The following is a 19,058-nucleotide window of genomic DNA, read 5'->3' as shown; positions in this document are numbered from 1 at the left end:
ATGTCGAAATTGCATTAGAGCGAGAGTCCAATAACTTGTTAGGCTAATTCTGCCTGAAGGTCTTAAATGCATGTTTAGCCTTGTTATAAACAAAATTTATGACCACACCAGCAACGACATATAAACTAAAGTCAATGAGAGCTAGTTTAAGACTGAATGGTTCAGAAAATAAGCTATAGGTGAAACCCATTTGTGAACCGATAAATTTAGCCAAAAAAACTGTAGCTATCATTAGAAGTATATTCATTTATTACCTGCTAAATAGACTTGAAGTAGCATTCTTACAACACGTACTACTTTTGCTCTCTTCTCAATTTCCCTTGAACTGGGAATGAAATATGAATTTCTCACGATTAGCCTAACGATTTCTATACCGCTTTTAGCCGCCTTTCAGCTAAACGTTCCGCCTTCTTTACCTCTAAACTAGTTTCACATACTACCACCTATGTATATGAAACTCATGTATATATAGTGTGACTCTCTGTGCTCGTACACGCATTTATATGGTTAAAAGCAGGTTAATTCCTGAGTGAGTGCTAATTTAAAAATACTGTATAAAAAAAACAGATTCATTACACCTTATGAAATCCCAATTCCTACTTAGCTTGAAAGAACATAAGTTAACTCGTCATTACTCGAACAAACTATCGAAAGCTACCTATTTTGGATTAAGCGTTATATTGTTTTTCTTTACAGGGATTTTTCCAAACACCGCTTTCTCTTGATATGAAATTTCAAAGCCCACTATCAAGCCTTTAAAAAAACAAAAGCCACCGATTAGGTGGCTTAATAATATTTAAATAGTAGAACTAATGGCGTTCACCGAGTTTGACGTTACCCTTTGAATCAAACCATAGGGCTTGGGAACGGCGGCGACCGATTAAAATTGGTCCGTCATCGTAGAATAGAAAATTTTTCCAATGCTTTTTGAATATTGCCCATTTAGTTTCGACAATGTTGTACTTCTCGTAACAGAAATAAACCGTCACATCATCTTGCCAATCGATGTGTGCTTCTACATCTTCTGGTAATTCAGGCTCATCGGATTCCCACTCAGCCATCCAACTGGTTTGAGATGTCCAGTTTGAGTCTTTCATCGGCCAATCTTGAGCACTTAGTCTGTCCATGTCTGGACTTTGAGCACTGATGTTCTCTTTCCAAAATTGAGCTGCTCGAGCCTGAGTCATTGGCTTAATCTGAGCTAAGTCTTCTTCCGGTACCGGCATCGACTGGTGGGTAAAAATCCATTTTCTTTGGTATTGGTCCAAAGGCAAATAAGACATTCAGTCTCCTTTATTACGACTTCAGCCATCCTTTGTCGGTGGCTTCTTCAATCATTTCTTTGGCTTTGTCCCAAAGTGAAACAGAGCCAAGTTCAATTCTTTTATTTACGGTAAGCACTTGCTCTTTTGTTACACCGTGCTCTTGCCAACTTTGGCCATTGTTATGAAAGTTCAAAAGCATGGGTATCAGACGGTCCAGCGCTTTGGCATATTTTGCATCGTCTGTTTCTGCGGCTTCAAATTCATACCACAGTGTCAGTAATTCTTCACTTTGATCGCTCGGCAGTATACCAAACAAACGCTGCGCTGCTTTGCTTTCTTTTTCCGCTTGCTTTTCTGCTGCAGCAACATCGTAGACAAACGTATCCCCAGCATCTATTTCAACAACATCATGGATTAAGAGCATTTTCATGACTCGTGAGATATCGACAGGCGCGTTTGCATGCTCTTGCATTAAAACCGCCATCAAAGCAACATGCCAACTATGCTCCGCGCTGTTTTCTAAACGTCCATCAGCACTTTTGATCCTTGTACGTCGCAGTACCGTTTTTAACTGGTCTAACTCTATGAGAAGCGTTAACTGCTTTTCCAATCTATCCATGTTTACGTGCCTCGGGCTGCCAATTTGGATTAATCAATGCAGTTAAGATATGGTCTTCCCAACGCTCGTTGATCAACAGGTAATCTTTTGCATACCCTTCTCTGTTAAATCCTACGTGCTCTAGCACCGCTTCACTACGTTTGTTACGTGGCATATAACCCGCTTGAATTCGATGCATTTTTTGAACATCAAACATGTAATCACACGCCATTTTCAAACCTCGACGCATGTAGCCATGCCCTTGCGCGGTTTGAGAAAGTGAATAACCAACATTGCATGAGTAAAACGGAAATCTCGTCAGGCCACTGAAGGAGATCGTACCCAGCATGCTTTGAGTCTCGTGATCAATGAGCAAGCAATAGTAACCGAGTCCCAAGCGATGTAGTTCGTTGAGTTTAATCAGCTTTTGCAACCAACCGTTGACAGTAAAGAACGCCTCCTCTCGCTTAGGCTCAAAGGGCTTTAAGTACGTTCGATTGGTGTTAAAGTACTCGGCGATCATATCAGCATCGCCAATTTCGGCAGTTCTGAGCAGTAAGTCGCCGTCCAACTTATGTACGGCGACGGATGAGCTTTTATCTTCCATTATAGATGTCGACTTCCATAGACTCATGAGCTTGTCTTAGTTCTTGCGAATCCCATAGTCACGCAACTTATTTGCAATAGAGGTGTGAGATACATTGAGGCGTTTTGCTAATTTACGACTTGATGGGAATGATTGGTACAAACGCTCGAGAATCTGCGATTCGTAATCTCGCATGATCTCATCCAGTGAGCCATCCAAATTGAGTGTCGCACTACTCCCCCCAACTGACTGAGGTTGTGGTAGGTTGAAATGCTCGGCTTTCAAAATCGGCCCGTCCATTTCTGTGAGCGCACGCAGCACCATGTTGTCTAACTGACGCATATTCCCCGGCCATTGATAATTAACCAACGCATCCACCAGCCCTTGATCAAACTCTGGCTTATCGAGCCCCAACTGTTGAGCATGCTTAGTGACAAACAATTCCAACAACGGTGCAACATCGTTAGACCGCTTACGTAATGGCGGAATCGTTAATGTGAGTACGTTAAGCCGATAATAAAGATCTTCTCTAAAACGCCCCGCTTCGGACAACTCGGCCAGATTGTGTTTGGTAGAAGCAATGATTCGGACGTCGACGTGCATTTCGTCTTCTGCTCCAACACGGCGGAAATTACCATCCTGAAGAAATCGCAGAAGCTTTATTTGCAGGTGTGAACTCATTTCACCGATTTCATCAAGGAAAACCGTACCGCCGTTTGCCTGCTCGAAAATACCTTTGTGCCCTTGCTCGTGGTTAAATGAGCCAGGAGCATGACCAAACAGCTCGGTTTCTGCAACATCATCGGGCATGGAAGCGCAGCTCAGGACCAAAAAGGGTTTGCTAGCTCGGCCAGAACGACTATGACAAGCTTTCGCAAGCATCTCTTTGCCGGTGCCGGTTTCTCCTTCGATCAACAGAGGTTGGTCCAAAACAGATAGCTTCTTAGCTTGGGTCATTAAAGCTTTATGGCGATTAGATAAGCCAACAAAGTGCTCAAAACCTAACGGGTTGTGCAGTGGTAGAGTTTCATCCACTTTTGCCACCTGCTGGCTAGAGCGTATTGTCATCAGAGTACTGGCTAATGTCGAGTTTTTCGCTTCATCTCGAATATACACCGGCATCAGTTCCAGCACGTAATCTAATCCGTCGAGGACAAGGTTTTCACGGGTACGTGTATTCACACCCTCTGACCAACGTGAAAAATGAACACTCGGTAGCAAAGCTCCGATTTGCGTTCCTATCACCTCTTGCTTGTCCAACCCGAGTAGTGATAACGCCGCCATATTCGCCATGTCAACAGCCCCTTTAAGATCAATGGCAAACACTGGATCGGGTAAATTATCGACCAACGAGAGCAACTCAGTATTGTGTCGCTCCATGGGCATAAATTGAATTTTACGTACGTCTTTTACCCCAGAAATACGGCGTATTTCTGCCATCAACTCACTAAAGGTATCAAAGTCGATATCTGGGCAGTTCAAGTAGATGATGCCACTGATATCAATTTCGATACCTCGTAAGTCGATACTTTTAGACGCTAAAATATCGAGCAGTTCTCGGGTAAGACCGAGTCTATCTTCACATAAGACTTCAAGACGCACTGAAAATATCCCAATTCACAACTGTCAGGAAAAGTTGACAGTAGTTTCTATCAACCAAAGTATGGCGTCAAGCAGTGCTATCGTTCAAAAGTGATATTGGTTAAGGTTTCATCGTGATTGATGCAACTTTCGCCACAATGGCTTTTCGAATCGTACCAAGCTTGACTTGACGATCAGGGTGCCATGGTAGTGGACGTAACAGCGCCATGGCTTTTAGACCTAAACGTGCGGTGAGAATACCAACGCCTAACCCCTGCCCTGCGCGCGCCGAAACTTTCCCTGCAAGATCCATCGACATGAGATCCATACCTGCATCTATTGCCAGTTCGCTGGCTCCCGCCGCCGCCATGTTCACGAATACTGCTTTGAACAATTTGATGCGCGACGCGTAGCCTAACTCGACACCATAGACTTTTGATAGGTTGTCGATCATTTTAAAGTTGCGCCACGCCACCAGCAACATGTCTGCCGCGGCAAGTGGACTGACCGCCACTAAGGCCGCAGATTCAGTAGCGTGCTGAGAAACGATTTTCGTCGCGAGTTTATCTTGTTGAGTCACGACCATTGAGTCATACATATCAAGAATTTCAGCGTCACTGTGTGCCGGATTAACACTGTTTGCCCATCGATCAAAGCCAGGATTTTCAGCCAGTACGCCACTTTCCTCAGCGACTTTTTCACAAAATGCTTTGCCTTTTCCCACGCTGTCGCTACGAAGAAGCGCTTCACTTTCCTCTTGGACACTAAAGTGATTTCTCAGTTTACGCAACTTCCACAGCTCTTTACCAATCGCGCCAACGCCAAGGCCCGCGAGCGCTGTGATTAATCCAGTCCAACCTAGTGCCAGCCAATCGGACGTTTGGACCGCGGTAATCACTGAGTCGACGGCCTGCCACCCGACCAAGCCAGAAAAGGTCGTCAGCACGCCAGTTGCTAACCACTTGCGACCGGGCTTAGGGCGAATCACATGTTCGAGTTGCAGTTCAGGATTACTTTCTGTTTGCTCTTCTTGAACCGCGACGGGCACAAACGTTTCACGATCGGTGAAGGCTTTTTGTGCGGTCAACTCCTCGAACTCATTACGGCGTTCATCTTTTAGTTCTTTTTCAGAGAAGACTTGCTTCTTTTTAAACTCATTCATTTCAGCTTGTCTCCAATCAGATACTCTAACGCTTTATCTAAACGTATATGCTTCATTGGTTCATCCATTGACGAAGGCATTGGACGAAAGGAGGTGAAGTCAAAGCCACTGTTTTGCCAATACGCAGCGTTCGGTAATTTTTTAGGTACTTCACCAGGGAACATTGTCATCGACTCACCATCAAGCGTGGTGCCTTGCAAAGCCGGAATGTTTTTATCTCCAGAGTTGATAAAGCCAGGGGTCGTAGCCTGAATAGACGCTATACTCATGCAGCTCATCTCTATATTTTCGTAGGCGGCAGTCTGCCACGCTGGATGCACCATTTGCTGAAGTAAAGAGACTAAGTTTGGGTGCTGCTCTGGGGTTACGTGGTCAGCTTTGGTTGCAGCAAAAAGTACTTTGTCGATCTTGGGTGAAAACAACCGGCTCAAAAAGCTGCTGCGTCCATATCGAAAACTGTGCATGATTTGCTCTAGCGCTTGACGCATATCGTAAAACGCTTCATCTCCAGCATTTAACGGCTGCAAGCAGTCAACTAACACGATTTGACGGTCAAAGGTGGCAAAGTGATGCTTATAAAACGCCTTCACAACTTTGTTTTGATACTCATGAAAGCGAGCTTCAAGCATGGCTAAATTACTGCCTTTGATAGGTTTTTTTTCCGCGTCAAATTTGCATGGAAAGAACTGAAGAACGGGGGCACCTGATAATTCGCCAGGCAAGACAAAGCGACCAGGCTGTACCCAATGCAGCCCAGCGCTTTTGCAGCAATGCAAATAGTCAGTGTAAGCGTGGGACACTTTTTCCAGCTGCTTTTCATTCACGGTGTCATTGAGATCCACGCGATCTAGCTCAGCAAGCCATGTTTGGGCTAATTCACCTCGTTGGCCTTTAAGCGCATTAAATTGCGTCTCCGACCATGTTGCAAAGTCCATGTCCAACAGAGGCAAATCCAATAACCACTCCCCCGGGTAGTCGATGATATCAACGTTGAGTACGGCGGTCTTGCTCAAGAGTTTTTTGGTGGTTTTGTTCGGCTTATATTTGAGCGATAAACGAATTTCACTCACGTCGCGAGTTGGGACTGGCCATTGAGGTGGCATTGCATGAACTTGACTGATCGCATCATCATAAGCAAAGCGAGGTACCATCATATTGCTTTGAGGTTCGCGCTTTGCACCGATCAGACGTTTATCTCTCGCCGCAACAAGCAACGGTAAGTTATCGTGAGTCGCCGTATGAAGAAGTTGATTCACGAGCGAGGTAATGAATGCCGTTTTACCGGCACGGGATAACCCTGTAACGGCAATTCGAACATTGGAATCCATGCCACGGCTGATAAAGTCATTCACTTCTTTTGTTATTCTTTTCATGCTTTTTTATTTATCTCACTCGTTTTGTCATGTCATACCAGTATGAGTCTAATTTTACATACATTAATCACAGATGAACAAACTGCACACCACAAGTTGCAACAGCCTAAAACAAAAAAGCCCCTGATGAGTTTCAGAGGCTTTGGCGTTCTGACTTTTGGCTCATTATTCAAGCCTGAGCGGAATACCCTAATCGTCTTCAATCAGCTTAAAGATAACGAATAGCGCAATTTCCAAGATAATCGCCAGTACACAGGTAATCGTGACGTATTTTTCATCAAAGATACTGATTCCGTGAAGAATCAAGTCATAGCCAACAAAGCCACCCACCACAACAGCAAGAATTATTTGTAAGATTTGTATAAAACGAGGCATGCCGTCTCCTAATTATTGTCTGCATAACGCCACACCATTATGCATGAAAAGCTTTACTTAAAGTATATAGACAAAAAGTGCAGATTTCGCTGCACTTTTGTCAAGTGTTTGCTAAGTAAATCAGCACCTTGTCACATTCTCAAACTTGAGAACAACAAAAAGCTCACATGGTGCTGCCATCCCGACGTAAACGCTAACCTAATTATGCTTCCATTTCTTGGATTTTCACTTTCCAAGTATCTGGACCAATCTGGTGCGCATTGACGCCATTTGAATCTACCGCAACGGTGACTGGCATGTCTTCGACTTCAAATTCGTAGATGGCTTCCATACCCAGGTCTTCAAATGCGACCACACGTGCCTTCTTGATTGCTTTTGCCACAAGGTATGCTGCACCACCGACGGCCATTAAGTACACCGCTTTGTGATTCTTAATCGATTCAACGGTCGCAGGACCACGCTCCGCTTTACCAATCATCCCCATAATGCCAGTCTGATCAAGCATCATGTCAGTAAATTTGTCCATACGAGTTGATGTCGTTGGACCTGCGGGACCAACAACTTCATCGCCTACTGCATCAACTGGACCCACGTAGTAGATAAACTTACCGTTAAGATCGACGCCTTCTGGTAGGCCTTCACCACTTTCGAGCATGCCCTGAATGCGCTTATGCGCGGCATCACGACCGGTAAGAATTTTACCGGAAAGAAGTACCGTCTCACCCGTTTTCCATTGTTGGACGTCTTCTTTAGTGACCGTATCCAAGTTTACACGACGCGTATTTTCACCCGCTTCCCACGTGATGTCTGGCCAATCTTCCAGTTTAGGTGGCGTAAGCTCTGCTGGACCGTTGCCATCGAGAGTAAAGTGAACATGGCGTGTCGCGGCGCAGTTCGGGATCAGACACACTGGTTTAGAAGCGGCATGCGTTGGCGCTGTTTTGATTTTGACGTCGACAACTGTCGTCAATCCGCCAAGACCTTGTGCACCAATTCCAAGTTTGTTGACACGATTGAAGATATCCAAACGAAGTTCTTCTTCCGCATTTTGCGGACCACGGTCGATCAGTTCTTGAATATCGATGTGTTCCATCAGAGATTCTTTTGCCAGTACTGCGGCTTTTTCAGCCGTACCGCCAATACCAATACCAAGCATACCCGGTGGACACCAGCCTGCCCCCATCGTTGGTAATGTTTTTTCTACCCATTCGGCGATATCGTCAGATGGATTGAGCATCACCATCTTAGTTTTGTTTTCACTACCGCCGCCCTTAGCAGCGATCTGGATTTCAACTTTATCACCCGGCACCATATTAATGTGAACAACTGCGGGTGTGTTGTCTTTGGTATTAATACGTTTTCCTGCTGGGTCCATCAGAACCGATGCGCGTAACGGGTTATCCGGATTCGTATAAGCTTGGCGAACACCTTCATCTACCATTTGTTGAACCGTCATATCGGTTGAGTCCCACTGAACCCCCATACCGATATTGACAAAACACGTTACGATCCCTGTGTCCTGACAGATTGGACGGTGGCCTTCTGCTGACATACGGGAGTTAATTAGAATCTGCGCAATCGCATCTTTCGCGGCTTGGCTTTCTTCGCGATGGTAGGCTTTTTCAAGGGCTTGAACAAAGTCTAGGGGGTGGTAGTAAGAAATATACTGTAGCGCATCAGCGACACTGCTGATGACATCCTGCTTACGAATTACCGTCATTACATGCCTCGTTATCGTTTTGCTTCCATTATCGGCTGAGCTTCGTCGTGTTTGTTATTCTGGTTACTCTATGAGCTTCATTTTTATAAACATTCGTTTTTAATGACTGATTGTCGAATGAGTAAGAGCGAAACACGAGTGACTGAAGTTGCCTTCTTTATAGTAAAACCTTCTCTGAACCCTTTGTATAGAGGAGGTTTGGCTACACGGAGGAATATGATACTCTTGCTGCCCATGACATGCCATGCAGTGAACGATCTCTTTGTCACAAATTACAAAAATGAATAACTCGGACAATCAATTCATTGATTTTAAAGCGTTGGATTACGCACCAGATTTCTCTCTCGAATTGTTTTCTCGCATCCAACACCAGCCATGGGCGATGTTGCTTCGCTCCGCTTCCGAGACCCACATCGATAGCCGATTTGATATTCTCGTTGCGAACCCGATCGCTACATTAGAAACGGTTGGTGAGAGCACCCAAATCAAGACACCGTTAGAAGACCGTGTATCGAGTGACGATCCATTTACGCTACTCAACCAAATTCAGCAACAATGGTTACCTCATGTCACGCTTAGCCCTGAATGGGATCTACCCTTTGCAGGCGGCGCTTTGGGTTACTTCAGCTATGATTTAGGGCGTCGTGTTGAGACCCTGCCTGAGATTGCCAGGAAGGATCTTGACACACCAGACATGGCCGTTGGCTTGTATGAATGGGCACTCATCGTCGATCACAAACTGAAAACCGCGTGTTTAGTTGGACAAAACATCACACAAGCATGGGATTGGCTCAACAAGCAAACAGCCCAACCTCAAAGCGAGTTTAGTTTGGCTGGAACATGGCAATCCAACATGACTGAATCGTCGTACGCAACGCGTTTTGATCGTGTACAAGAGTATTTGTTGAGTGGAGATTGCTATCAAATTAACTTAGCGCAACGTTTTCATGCAGCGTATACGGGTAGCGAATGGCAAGCCTACCTCAAACTTGAGTCGGCCAACCAAGCCCCTTTTTCAGCGTTTATTCGCATGCCAGAATCTTCAATTCTAAGTATTTCACCCGAGCGTTTTCTGGAACTGAAAAATCAAGTCATCGAAACCAAACCGATCAAAGGCACTCGTCCTCGTAGCCTTGATGAAGAACAAGATAAAGCAAACGCTCACGAGCTAAAAACGGCTGAAAAAGATCAAGCAGAAAACCTGATGATTGTGGATCTTCTTCGAAATGATATTGGCCGAGTGGCCTCGCCAGGCAGTGTTCATGTACCAAAGCTATTTGATATCGAGAGTTTCCCTGCGGTGCACCATTTGGTGAGCACCATTCGCGCCAATTTAGACATCCAATACTCGCCAGCGGATCTGCTTCGTGCGTGCTTCCCCGGAGGTTCTATCACCGGAGCACCTAAAGTACGTGCCATGCAGATCATCGAGGAACTGGAACCACACCGTCGCAGTGCGTATTGCGGCAGTATTGGCTATATTTCTCGACATGGCCGTATGGATACGAGTATCACTATCCGGACGTTGGTGGCAGAACATAACCATCTTTATGCTTGGGCTGGCGGTGGTGTTGTGGCAGATAGTGATTGTGCATCCGAGTATCAGGAAACGCTGGATAAACTGTCGAAGATTCTTCCCGCATTGCAGTCATGATAACGGCTCTACTGTGAATATTGCTTGATGACCGATAACACGCCTCCGTCTTGGGGGCGTTTTTGTACTCTAAATGTGGTTATCCCAATGTCTGATTTACTCCTGTGCGCCATCGTTATAATCTTGATAACAAGTTGAGAGCGGACATTGCTCCTCTATAATTATTAATGGATGGGAAACATAAGGACGCGGTGTGGTTATCAATAAAACAAAGTTACTACAAAACTTTCAGTTGCAGTTGCCGACTGGTTATCACAAAGAATCTCTCGCCCGCTTAAACTTTTTGAAAGGAAAACCGCTCCGTGACGCCGCAGTCTTGATCGGGTTCGTCGATCGTCCTGATGGTTTACAGGTTATTCTGACAAAACGTGCAGAACATTTGCGTCACCATCCTGGCCAAATTAGTTTTCCGGGAGGAAAGTTCGAGGCTCAGGATGTAAGCCTAGTGAATACCGCCCTACGGGAAACACAAGAAGAGATAGGGGTAGAAAATGAGCATATCCGCATTTTTGGCCAACTACCTAAGTTACCCACCATTAGCTATTTTAATGTGACACCATTTTTAGCTTTTGTCTCTCCAGACTATAAGCTGCGTATCGATCCGAACGAGGTTGAATACGTATTTGAAGTACCTGCGAATCACCTTTTAAACCCAAACAAACTCTACAGCTCAAAATTCAGGTTAAGAAACGGACAACATCGCGTTTTTGCAATCCCTTTTCATCAGCACTTTATCTGGGGAATGACGGCACAAATCATCGAATCTATGCAGAAACACATCATCACACAATAGTTTGGGGCTATAGACTTGTTTACCACTGTTCGTGTAGATAAAAACCAAAAACGGTCGCCAGATCAGCCTTCCCTAATATAACTCTCCTACACTTCCTATCGTGCTGACCACACAGCATAGACATTAGTTTTATTTATCAACAACGCCTTAAATAATCACAGCGCTCTAACTTTATACATGAAAACACTAAAATTAGATTTTCTAATAGATAGCATTAGCAATAATCACCAGTGGCACATCGTTTTCGTGATTAAAAACCCGTTTTTGATATATCATTCAATAAGCACGAACGTTATATGATTTAGATCTATTTTTTATAATGATAATTCATTCAGTATGCACCTGACTTATTTCCTGTTCCCAAAATGAGTAATTAAAAAATGAATGCACATACTTCCGCGGTTTCTACCGCACAATCATCTAGTAAGTTTACTTACAAAGATTTCACCTGGTGTCTATCCCTATTCGGTACTGCTGTAGGTGCGGGTGTTTTATTCCTCCCTATTAAAGCTGGTGCGGGCGGTTTTTGGCCATTAGTAATCTTAGCCCTAATTGCAGCACCAATGACTTGGTTCGCACACAAATCTCTCGCACGTTTCGTTCTTTCTTCTAAGAATCCTGAAGCCGACATTACCGACACAGTAGAAGAACACTTCGGCAAAACTGGCGCAAACCTTATTACTTTTGCTTACTTCTTCGCCATTTACCCGATTGTACTTATCTACGGCGTTGGTATCACCAATACTGTTGACTCTTTCCTTGTCAACCAAATTGGTATGGAATCTATCCCTCGTTGGCTACTGTCCGGCGCGCTTATTGCCGCGATGACTGCAGGTGTTGTATTTGGCAAAGAATTGATGCTAAAAGCAACGTCAGCAATGGTTTACCCGTTAGTCTTCATTTTGCTTGCGTTGTCGTTCTACCTTATCCCTGACTGGAATGGTTCAATGATGGAAACCTCACCAAACTGGGGTGACATGCCTTCTATCATCTGGTTAGCGATTCCAATCATCGTTTTTTCATTCAACCACAGTCCAATCATTTCTCAGTTTTCTAAAGAGCAACGCCGAGTGTATGGTGAAGACGCTGTACAGAAAACAGACGCTATCACTGGCGGTGCAGCAATGATGCTAATGGGCTTTGTTATGTTCTTCGTGTTCTCTGTCGTGCTTTCTCTATCGCCAGAGCAACTTGCGACTGCACAAGCACAAAACATCTCGGTACTTTCTTACCTTGCAAACGTTCACGAATCTCCGCTGATCTCTTACTTAGGTCCACTGGTTGCATTTGCTGCAATCACTTCTAGCTACTTTGGACACTTCTTAGGAGCACACGAAGGCTTAGTTGGTCTAATCAAGTCTCGTTCAAGCAAGTCAGTAAATAAAATCGAGAAAACTTCACTTATCTTCATCGTCGTCACAACTTGGATTGTCGCGATTGTTAACCCAAGCATCTTGGGTATGATCGAAACCATGGGTGCACCGATGATTGCGGCAATCCTATTCTTGATGCCAGTTTTCGCAATGCAGAAAGTTCCAGCAATGGCAAAGTACAAAACTTCAGCACCTGTGCAAATTTTCACAGCTATCTGTGGTCTTGCAGCCATTACTTCTGTAATCTACGGCGCTCTTTAATCACAGCGATAAATCGCGGTGTGATTAATCCAAAAATATAACGATAAAAATTAAGCCTCCCTACTCCTTTTAGGGAGGCTTTCCTCTGAGGTAATCGATATGATTAGTGTTTTTGATATCTATAAAATCGGTGTTGGACCTTCAAGCTCACACACTGTAGGCCCGATGAAAGCGGGTAAAGAATTTATTGATGATCTCCGTGCTATGGGAAAATTGCGCGACATCACTAAAATCACCGTTGACGTTTATGGATCACTATCACTGACAGGGAAAGGTCACCACACTGATATTGCAATCATCATGGGTCTTGCTGGCAATACCCCTGAAAAAGTCGATATTGACTCCATTCCGGGTTTTATTGCTCGTGTAGAAGAAACAGAACGCCTTCCTGTTGGCATGCACTGTCATACCGTTTCATTCCCACGTGACGGAGGTATGAACTTCCATAAGAGTAACCTGTCACTGCACGAAAACGGCATGCAGATCCATGCATGGATCGATGACGACATCGCCTACTCAAAAACGTATTACTCGATTGGCGGTGGTTTTATCGTTGATGAGGAAAACTTCGGCAAAGAAGCAGAAAACCCAATTAAAGTACCGTTCCCTTTTACTACTGCAGAAGAGTTGGTCAAACAATGTCGTGAAAGTGGATACTCTATCAGCGCTCTAACCATGAAAAACGAGCACGCACTGCATTCCGACGAAGAAACACGCACTTACTTCGCTAATATCTGGCGCACAATGCGTGAGTGTATGGATCGTGGCATGAATGAAGAAGGTATCCTACCCGGGCCACTACGTGTACCTCGCCGCGCAGCAGCACTGCGTCAACAACTGCTGACGTCAGAGAAAACGACCAACGATCCTATGTCTGTGGTTGACTGGGTAAACATGTTTGCTTTCGCGGTCAACGAAGAAAACGCAGCAGGTGGTCGCGTCGTTACCGCCCCAACAAACGGAGCGTGTGGCATTATTCCTGCTGTATTGGCTTATTACGATAAGTTCATTCAAACCGTAACAGAGAAAGATTACATCCGTTACTTTGCGGCGTCCGGTGCCATTGGCGGCCTTTACAAACGCAATGCCTCTATCTCTGGTGCTGAAGTAGGTTGTCAGGGCGAAGTGGGAGTAGCATGTTCAATGGCCGCGGCTGGCCTCGCTGAGCTGATGGGCGGAAGCCCAGAGCAAGTATGTATGGCAGCAGAGATTGCCATGGAACATAACCTTGGTTTGACGTGCGACCCGGTTGCAGGTCAAGTACAAGTCCCATGTATCGAGCGTAACGGCATTGCAGCAGTAAAATCAATCAACTCGACTCGCATGGCTCTACGTCGCTCTTCTGCTCCGACGGTATCGCTCGATAAAGTGATCGAAACCATGCTAGAGACAGGGAAAGACATGAACGCAAAATACCGCGAAACATCGCAAGGTGGACTCGCAGTAAAAGTGATCTGTTAATCCTTATGTAACCAATACAAGCTTAAGCAGTTTGAGCTCAAGCTGCTGAGTATATAAGCTGAATGGTTGTATCAAAGCCTATTAAGCCTGAGTTATGCGCTCAGGCTTTTTCATATCTGTACCTGCCCGTGCTGAAATGTGTTGATTCATTGGCGATGGGTTGTGACAACGTCAGACAAAACAAAGGCAAGCTCAATGCTTGCCTTGATGAAATAACACTTGTTGCTATTGTGATGATCGCACTCTACTCACCTTTATAGATGCAACCTGCAGTGCAAGTTTCTTTGATCTCTACTTTGCTTAGTAGCGGTAGGTTTGGTTTTAGTTGCTGCCAAATCCATTTCGCTAGCACTTCACTGGTTGGGTTCTCGAGACCTTCAATATCGTTCAAATAGTAATGGTCTAATCGATCATAAATGGGTTTAAACGCAGCTTTAATTTCAGCAAAATCCACAACCCAACCCGTATGTGGGTCAACCTCACCTTCTACATAAAGACGAACCAAAAAAGAGTGTCCGTGCAAACGACCACATTTGTGACCTTCTGGCACATGTGGTAAGTGGTGCGCTGCTTCGAACATAAACTCTTTGTATAATTCTGTTTTCATCTTGACTCTCAGGCTCTAAAAAAAGACACGCAATACTAAGGAATTCATTACCAAGAGACAAGTTTAAACCTGTTTTCCACTGCCTAAGGCGAAGCTGAATAAGCGCACTCTGATTTACGAATAAGCCAGACTGAGCGCTATCTGTCTGCGTAGCAAGGTCATTCTTTTGGTACACGATGGGTTGTTTTGGGTACGAATCATCTAATTCTTACCTGCAAATTGAATATAAAGGTTGAAGCTGGCGAATTGACAGGTAATATGTCTCGTTATATCTGTAAAATTCTACCCAACTCAGCACTTAGTTTGTTTTTTAAACAAAATATTAGAAAGCAAAGGTTTTTATCCGTGTTGAGTTGTATTTTTACCTCTATGGAGAATATTAAAAACATGACTTACGCGCCTGTATCAGACGTTTTGAAAGGTCAGCTTGCAGTAGACAGTGAAGTCACTGTTCGCGGCTGGATCCGTTCACGTCGTGATTCCAAAGCTGGAATCTCTTTCCTTGCCATTTACGACGGCTCTTGTTTCGACCCGATTCAGGCCGTGGTCCCTAATAACCTTAATAATTATGACGATGAAGTATTAAAGCTGACTACTGGCTGCTCTGTCGAAGTAACAGGTAAGGTTGTTGAATCTCCAGCAAAAGGTCAAGACTTCGAACTTGCAGCAACTGACGTAAAAGTTGTCGGCTGGGTTGAAGACGCTGAGACTTACCCAATGGCAAAGACTCGTCACTCAATTGAGTACTTGCGTGAAGTGGCGCATCTTCGTCCGCGCACTAACGTGATAGGCGCTGTCGCTCGTGTACGTAACTGTTTGTCTCAAGCCATTCACCGTTTCTACCATGAGCAAGGGTACTTCTGGGTATCTGCGCCGCTAATCACTGCATCTGATGCAGAAGGTGCAGGTGAAATGTTCCGCGTTTCTACGCTGGACATGGAAAACCTACCACGTACTGATGCTGGTAAAGTCGATTACAACGAAGACTTCTTCGGTAAAGAGACATTCCTGACGGTATCTGGCCAGTTAAACGCTGAAGCTTACGCTTGTGCGCTAAGCAAGGTTTACACGTTTGGTCCTACTTTCCGTGCTGAAAACTCAAACACAAGCCGCCACCTGGCGGAATTCTGGATGGTTGAGCCTGAAGTTGCGTTCGCAGAACTGGACGACGTAGCAAAATTAGCAGAAGACATGCTTAAGTTTGTGTTCAACGCTGTACTTGCAGAATGCCGTGATGACCTTGAGTTTTTTGCTCAACGTATCGACAAAGAAGCCATCACCCGTCTAGAACAGTTTGTCTCTTCTGACTTCGCACAAGTTGACTACACTGACGCAATCCAAATTCTGCAAGATTCTGGTCGTGAGTTCGAGTTCCCAGTTGAATGGGGCATCGACATGTCTTCTGAGCACGAGCGTTTCCTAGCAGAAGAGCACTTTAAAGCTCCTGTTATCGTGAAGAACTACCCGAAAGACATCAAAGCATTCTACATGCGTGCTAATGATGACGGTAAGACAGTTGCAGCGATGGACGTACTCGCGCCAGGCATCGGCGAAATCATTGGTGGTTCTCAGCGTGAGGAACGTCTAGAAGTCCTAGATGAACGCATGCGTGAAGTGGGCATCGACCCAGAGCACATGAGCTGGTACCGCGATCTACGTCGTTACGGCACAGTACCACACGCTGGCTTCGGTCTTGGTTTCGAGCGTCTGGTATCTTACGTAACTGGTATGGGCAACGTTCGTGACGTGATTCCATTCCCACGTACTCCTCGCTCTGCTAACTTCTAATCACTTTTGGTGATACAGCATTAAAAAGACCTCCCAAGTGGAGGTCTTTTATTTTGTAAGCCAATCAGACTTTTGAGTCAGTCTTACTTTCTTCTTGATCCGCTTTTACAGCATACCTTATACCAACAAAACACAAGCCAAATATAACGAACGGAATCATCGCCGCGGTGTATTCTACCCATACATAATGAGAAAATGATTTCGCCAAAATAAGATGCGCAAACACGAGTAAAAATGCACTGAATATAGCCACAACGATCAGATTTACTTCATGTTTTTCTGACTGTTTTTTCATCACTACTCCTTGCTAAGAGACGGTTACTGCAACGATTGAACCACAATCTAGACAAGGTGTACTGATACAGTTTCAACAAAAATTAGCTAAACAGTCTTAAGCAAGTCGCCAATCTTCTTAATCGCAGCCTTTAACTGAATATCGACAGGCATAGAGGTATTGAGCCTCAAGTAATTGTCATGTTTATCTCCCCTTGAAAACAGTTTTCCATATGCCACAGTAATCTGTTGTTGTAACAGGAGCTGATAAGTCGTCTTACTATTCATTCCTTTGGGTAGCCTCAGCCATAAAAAGTAGCCGCCTTCGGGTATCGTATACGTGACGTTTTTAGGGAAGTAATCCTGAATGAGTTCAATGAACAAACGTTGGCGCTGTTGCATGGTTTTTCGTAGTTTTCTCAGGTGATTATCATAGCTATCATTTTGCAGGTAATGAGCAATGCCATGTTGTATTGGCGCACTTCCGGACAATGTAGAGGTGAGTTGAAGCTTTTGAATCGTTTCATTAAACCGTTTGTTTAACACCCATCCCAATCGATATCCAGGACAGAGGTTTTTTGAGAACGACGCACAGTGAAGGACCCGGTCTTGCGTATCGAAGGTTTTGAGACACGTCGGTTTACTTGCCGAGAAATACAGCTCGGCGTAAACATCATCTTCAATTAAGAAGACATCGTATTGATCGGCCAACCTAACGATTTGATGTTTTTGCTCATCAGAAAGAGATAGCCCGGTAGGATTTTGAAAATTGACCATTAGCCAGCAAGCACGCACATCATGTTGCGCAAATGCCTCTTCAAGTTGCACGAGGTCATGTCCTTTTACGGGGTCAACACTAACCTCAATCACCTTAAGTCCAAGGCGCTCAATAGCTTGTAAAGCACCATAAAAAGTCGGCGACTCAACCACAACCGTGTCTCCAGGTTTAGTGACGGCTTGTAGACTCAGATTCAATGCCTCAAGCGCTCCGGTCGTAATTACCACGTCCTCGTGCGTTGTAGAAACTCCCTGCTGAATGTAACGCTGAGCGATTAATCGACGTAACGAGTCGCTGCCTGGGGGTAAGTTATCAAGTAAGTTATCTGGGCCCATTTTACGCCCAGAGCTGGCTAGGTTGCGGTTAAGCGCTTCTATAGGAAACAGCGTCGGATCCGGGAATGCAGAACCCAGGCGAACCGCATTGGGCAAAACCTGCTGTTTCAGATAATCATACAATTCATCATTGATGCTGGTTCGATAGACATTTCCTGAAGTACCGCGCGCCTCAAAACGTTCTGATTCAACACAGACATAATAACCAGATTGGGGCTTCGCTTTTACCCAGCCTTGCGCTTCCAACAACTGATATGCTTGTAACACCGTACCAGCGCTGACGGAATGATTACGGCTCATCACACGCACTGATGGCAATTTCTCACCTGCTCTCCACGTATTCTGCTCGATCTGATTCTTAAACGACTCAGCTAATTGACGATATCTATTCATCGGTCCCTCACTCTAACATCGAGCGCACCTTAGCACAGTTCGTGCCGATATTCTGATAGTACGAGTCGCGCTCTTGCAAAGTAACAATTCAAAATTAACAATAAGAGTTCTCGTTCCTAAGTCGAGAGTTATGTTCCATACTTTTAATGGAATGACGTTTATAACGGAGGAAATGATGAAACTATTTACAATGGATGACCTCTCATACCGAGGTGCACACAAAGGGGTTCACAGTTGGAACCATCCAGGCTCAACGAATCCTTACTATTGGCATCCTGACTGGCTGCATATCGCAGAAGATGCATTAGGCAGCCGTAGAACCGCTGATCTCGAAGTACCGCCAGGCGAAAGTGCAACTGAGGAGCACGCAAAGGCCGCGATTGTTAAGCACTTAAATGAAGAAAATAAAGATAAAAAAGAACAGTAGCAACGTTTGATTGAGAACGTTTGGCGTTTGTAAAGCACTCGCGTTAACTTAAACGACGAAGGAGCGCACACAGCGCGTTAAATACAACCAAGCGAAAGCGGTGACAAACTTCAATATGAACAATAGGTTATCACCGCTTCTCGCAGGTATCTTTCTCTTCAAATTAAAATCCGACGCGCTGAGTAAAATAAAGCCAATTTTCTATAAAGCGCCTGCGGATACCCTATTCTCAACAAGGTTTACATATCAAAAGTC

At 44.7% G+C, this 19,058-nt stretch carries 17 protein-coding genes and 1 pseudogene; 7 read left to right on the top strand and 11 right to left on the bottom strand.

Going from position 1 to position 19,058, the window contains the following annotated elements; all coding sequences use genetic code 11:
* Positions 1–581: 581 nt before the first annotated feature.
* Positions 582–750 (top strand): annotated as a pseudogene (locus ONE56_RS05885) (phage integrase N-terminal SAM-like domain-containing protein); the annotation flags it as partial.
* A 59-nt stretch (positions 751–809) separates the two neighbouring features.
* On the opposite strand, the gene ONE56_RS05880 reads toward ONE56_RS05885, so the two are convergent.
* The 8 genes from ONE56_RS05880 to ONE56_RS05845 form a co-directional block, all read right to left on the bottom strand.
* Positions 810–1,283: a DUF2947 domain-containing protein gene (locus ONE56_RS05880; RefSeq protein WP_331438234.1), complete on the bottom strand. Its 474-nt coding sequence runs from the start codon at positions 1,281–1,283 to the stop codon at positions 810–812.
* 13 nt (positions 1,284–1,296) lie between these two features.
* Entirely contained in the window at positions 1,297–1,884 is a 588-nt protein-coding gene (locus ONE56_RS05875) for an HD domain-containing protein (protein WP_041156526.1), read from the bottom strand.
* A complete protein-coding gene (gene rimJ, locus ONE56_RS05870) occupies positions 1,877–2,470 on the bottom strand; it encodes a ribosomal protein S5-alanine N-acetyltransferase (RefSeq protein WP_041156527.1) in 594 nt (197 codons plus the stop codon). Before rimJ ends, ONE56_RS05875 begins: the two co-directional genes overlap by 8 nt.
* Positions 2,471–2,506: 36 nt before the next feature.
* Positions 2,507–4,051, bottom strand: a complete 1,545-nt coding sequence (gene tyrR / locus ONE56_RS05865; protein WP_041156528.1) for a transcriptional regulator TyrR — start codon at positions 4,049–4,051, stop codon at positions 2,507–2,509.
* 100 nt (positions 4,052–4,151) lie between these two features.
* Complete coding sequence (locus ONE56_RS05860; RefSeq protein ID WP_041156529.1) at positions 4,152–5,192, bottom strand: YcjF family protein; 1,041 nt, start codon at positions 5,190–5,192, stop codon at positions 4,152–4,154.
* Entirely contained in the window at positions 5,189–6,565 is a 1,377-nt protein-coding gene (locus tag ONE56_RS05855) for a YcjX family protein (RefSeq protein WP_423840396.1), read from the bottom strand. Before ONE56_RS05855 ends, ONE56_RS05860 begins: the two co-directional genes overlap by 4 nt.
* A 189-nt stretch (positions 6,566–6,754) precedes the next feature.
* Positions 6,755–6,940, bottom strand: a complete 186-nt coding sequence (locus ONE56_RS05850) for a hypothetical protein (RefSeq protein WP_041156531.1) — start codon at positions 6,938–6,940, stop codon at positions 6,755–6,757.
* A gap of 202 nt (positions 6,941–7,142) precedes the next feature.
* Positions 7,143–8,660: a fumarate hydratase gene (locus ONE56_RS05845; RefSeq protein ID WP_331438230.1), complete on the bottom strand. Its 1,518-nt coding sequence runs from the start codon at positions 8,658–8,660 to the stop codon at positions 7,143–7,145.
* A 280-nt stretch (positions 8,661–8,940) separates the two neighbouring features.
* Between ONE56_RS05845 and pabB the strand changes: the two genes are divergently transcribed.
* The 4 genes from pabB to ONE56_RS05825 all read left to right on the top strand — a co-directional run bounded on the left by pabB (position 8,941) and on the right by ONE56_RS05825 (position 14,202).
* The gene (gene pabB / locus ONE56_RS05840) at positions 8,941–10,314 is read left to right on the top strand and encodes an aminodeoxychorismate synthase component I (RefSeq protein WP_423840493.1); all 1,374 of its coding nucleotides are present in this window, start codon (positions 8,941–8,943) and stop codon (positions 10,312–10,314) included.
* 193 nt (positions 10,315–10,507) lie between these two features.
* Positions 10,508–11,107 carry a CoA pyrophosphatase gene (locus ONE56_RS05835; protein ID WP_041156532.1) on the top strand — a complete coding sequence of 200 codons (600 nt, stop codon included), beginning with the start codon at positions 10,508–10,510 and terminating at the stop codon, positions 11,105–11,107.
* Positions 11,108–11,487: 380 nt separating this feature from the next.
* A complete protein-coding gene (locus tag ONE56_RS05830) occupies positions 11,488–12,741 on the top strand; it encodes an aromatic amino acid transport family protein (protein ID WP_041156533.1) in 1,254 nt (417 codons plus the stop codon).
* 99 nt (positions 12,742–12,840) lie between these two features.
* Positions 12,841–14,202, top strand: coding sequence for an L-serine ammonia-lyase (locus ONE56_RS05825; RefSeq protein ID WP_041156534.1), 1,362 nt, complete (start codon positions 12,841–12,843; stop codon positions 14,200–14,202).
* 244 nt (positions 14,203–14,446) lie between these two features.
* Here ONE56_RS05825 and queD read toward each other — a convergent pair whose 3' ends face one another.
* Positions 14,447–14,809, bottom strand: a complete 363-nt coding sequence (queD, locus tag ONE56_RS05820; protein ID WP_083148820.1) for a 6-carboxytetrahydropterin synthase QueD — start codon at positions 14,807–14,809, stop codon at positions 14,447–14,449.
* Positions 14,810–15,196: 387 nt separating this feature from the next.
* Here queD and asnS point away from each other — a divergent pair, with 387 nt between their 5' ends.
* On the top strand, positions 15,197–16,597 hold the full coding sequence (gene asnS, locus ONE56_RS05815) for an asparagine--tRNA ligase (RefSeq protein ID WP_041156536.1): 1,401 nt from the start codon (positions 15,197–15,199) through the stop codon (positions 16,595–16,597).
* A 64-nt stretch (positions 16,598–16,661) separates the two neighbouring features.
* On the opposite strand, the gene ONE56_RS05810 is transcribed toward asnS, so the two are convergent.
* Positions 16,662–16,892 (bottom strand): hypothetical protein, encoded by a 231-nt coding sequence (locus ONE56_RS05810; RefSeq protein WP_423840395.1) that lies wholly within the window; start codon positions 16,890–16,892, stop codon positions 16,662–16,664.
* Between the two features lie 86 nt (positions 16,893–16,978).
* Positions 16,979–18,376: a PLP-dependent aminotransferase family protein gene (locus ONE56_RS05805; RefSeq protein ID WP_331438228.1), complete on the bottom strand. Its 1,398-nt coding sequence runs from the start codon at positions 18,374–18,376 to the stop codon at positions 16,979–16,981.
* A 175-nt stretch (positions 18,377–18,551) separates the two neighbouring features.
* Here ONE56_RS05805 and ONE56_RS05800 point away from each other — a divergent pair, with 175 nt between their 5' ends.
* The gene (locus ONE56_RS05800) at positions 18,552–18,803 is read left to right on the top strand and encodes a hypothetical protein (protein ID WP_041156539.1); all 252 of its coding nucleotides are present in this window, start codon (positions 18,552–18,554) and stop codon (positions 18,801–18,803) included.
* Positions 18,804–19,058: the final 255 nt, after the last annotated feature.

The organism is Vibrio mytili (assembly GCF_049563345.1).
GTDB lineage: Bacteria > Pseudomonadota > Gammaproteobacteria > Enterobacterales > Vibrionaceae > Vibrio > Vibrio mytili.
This window is presented reverse-complemented; position numbering and strand designations above follow the sequence as displayed.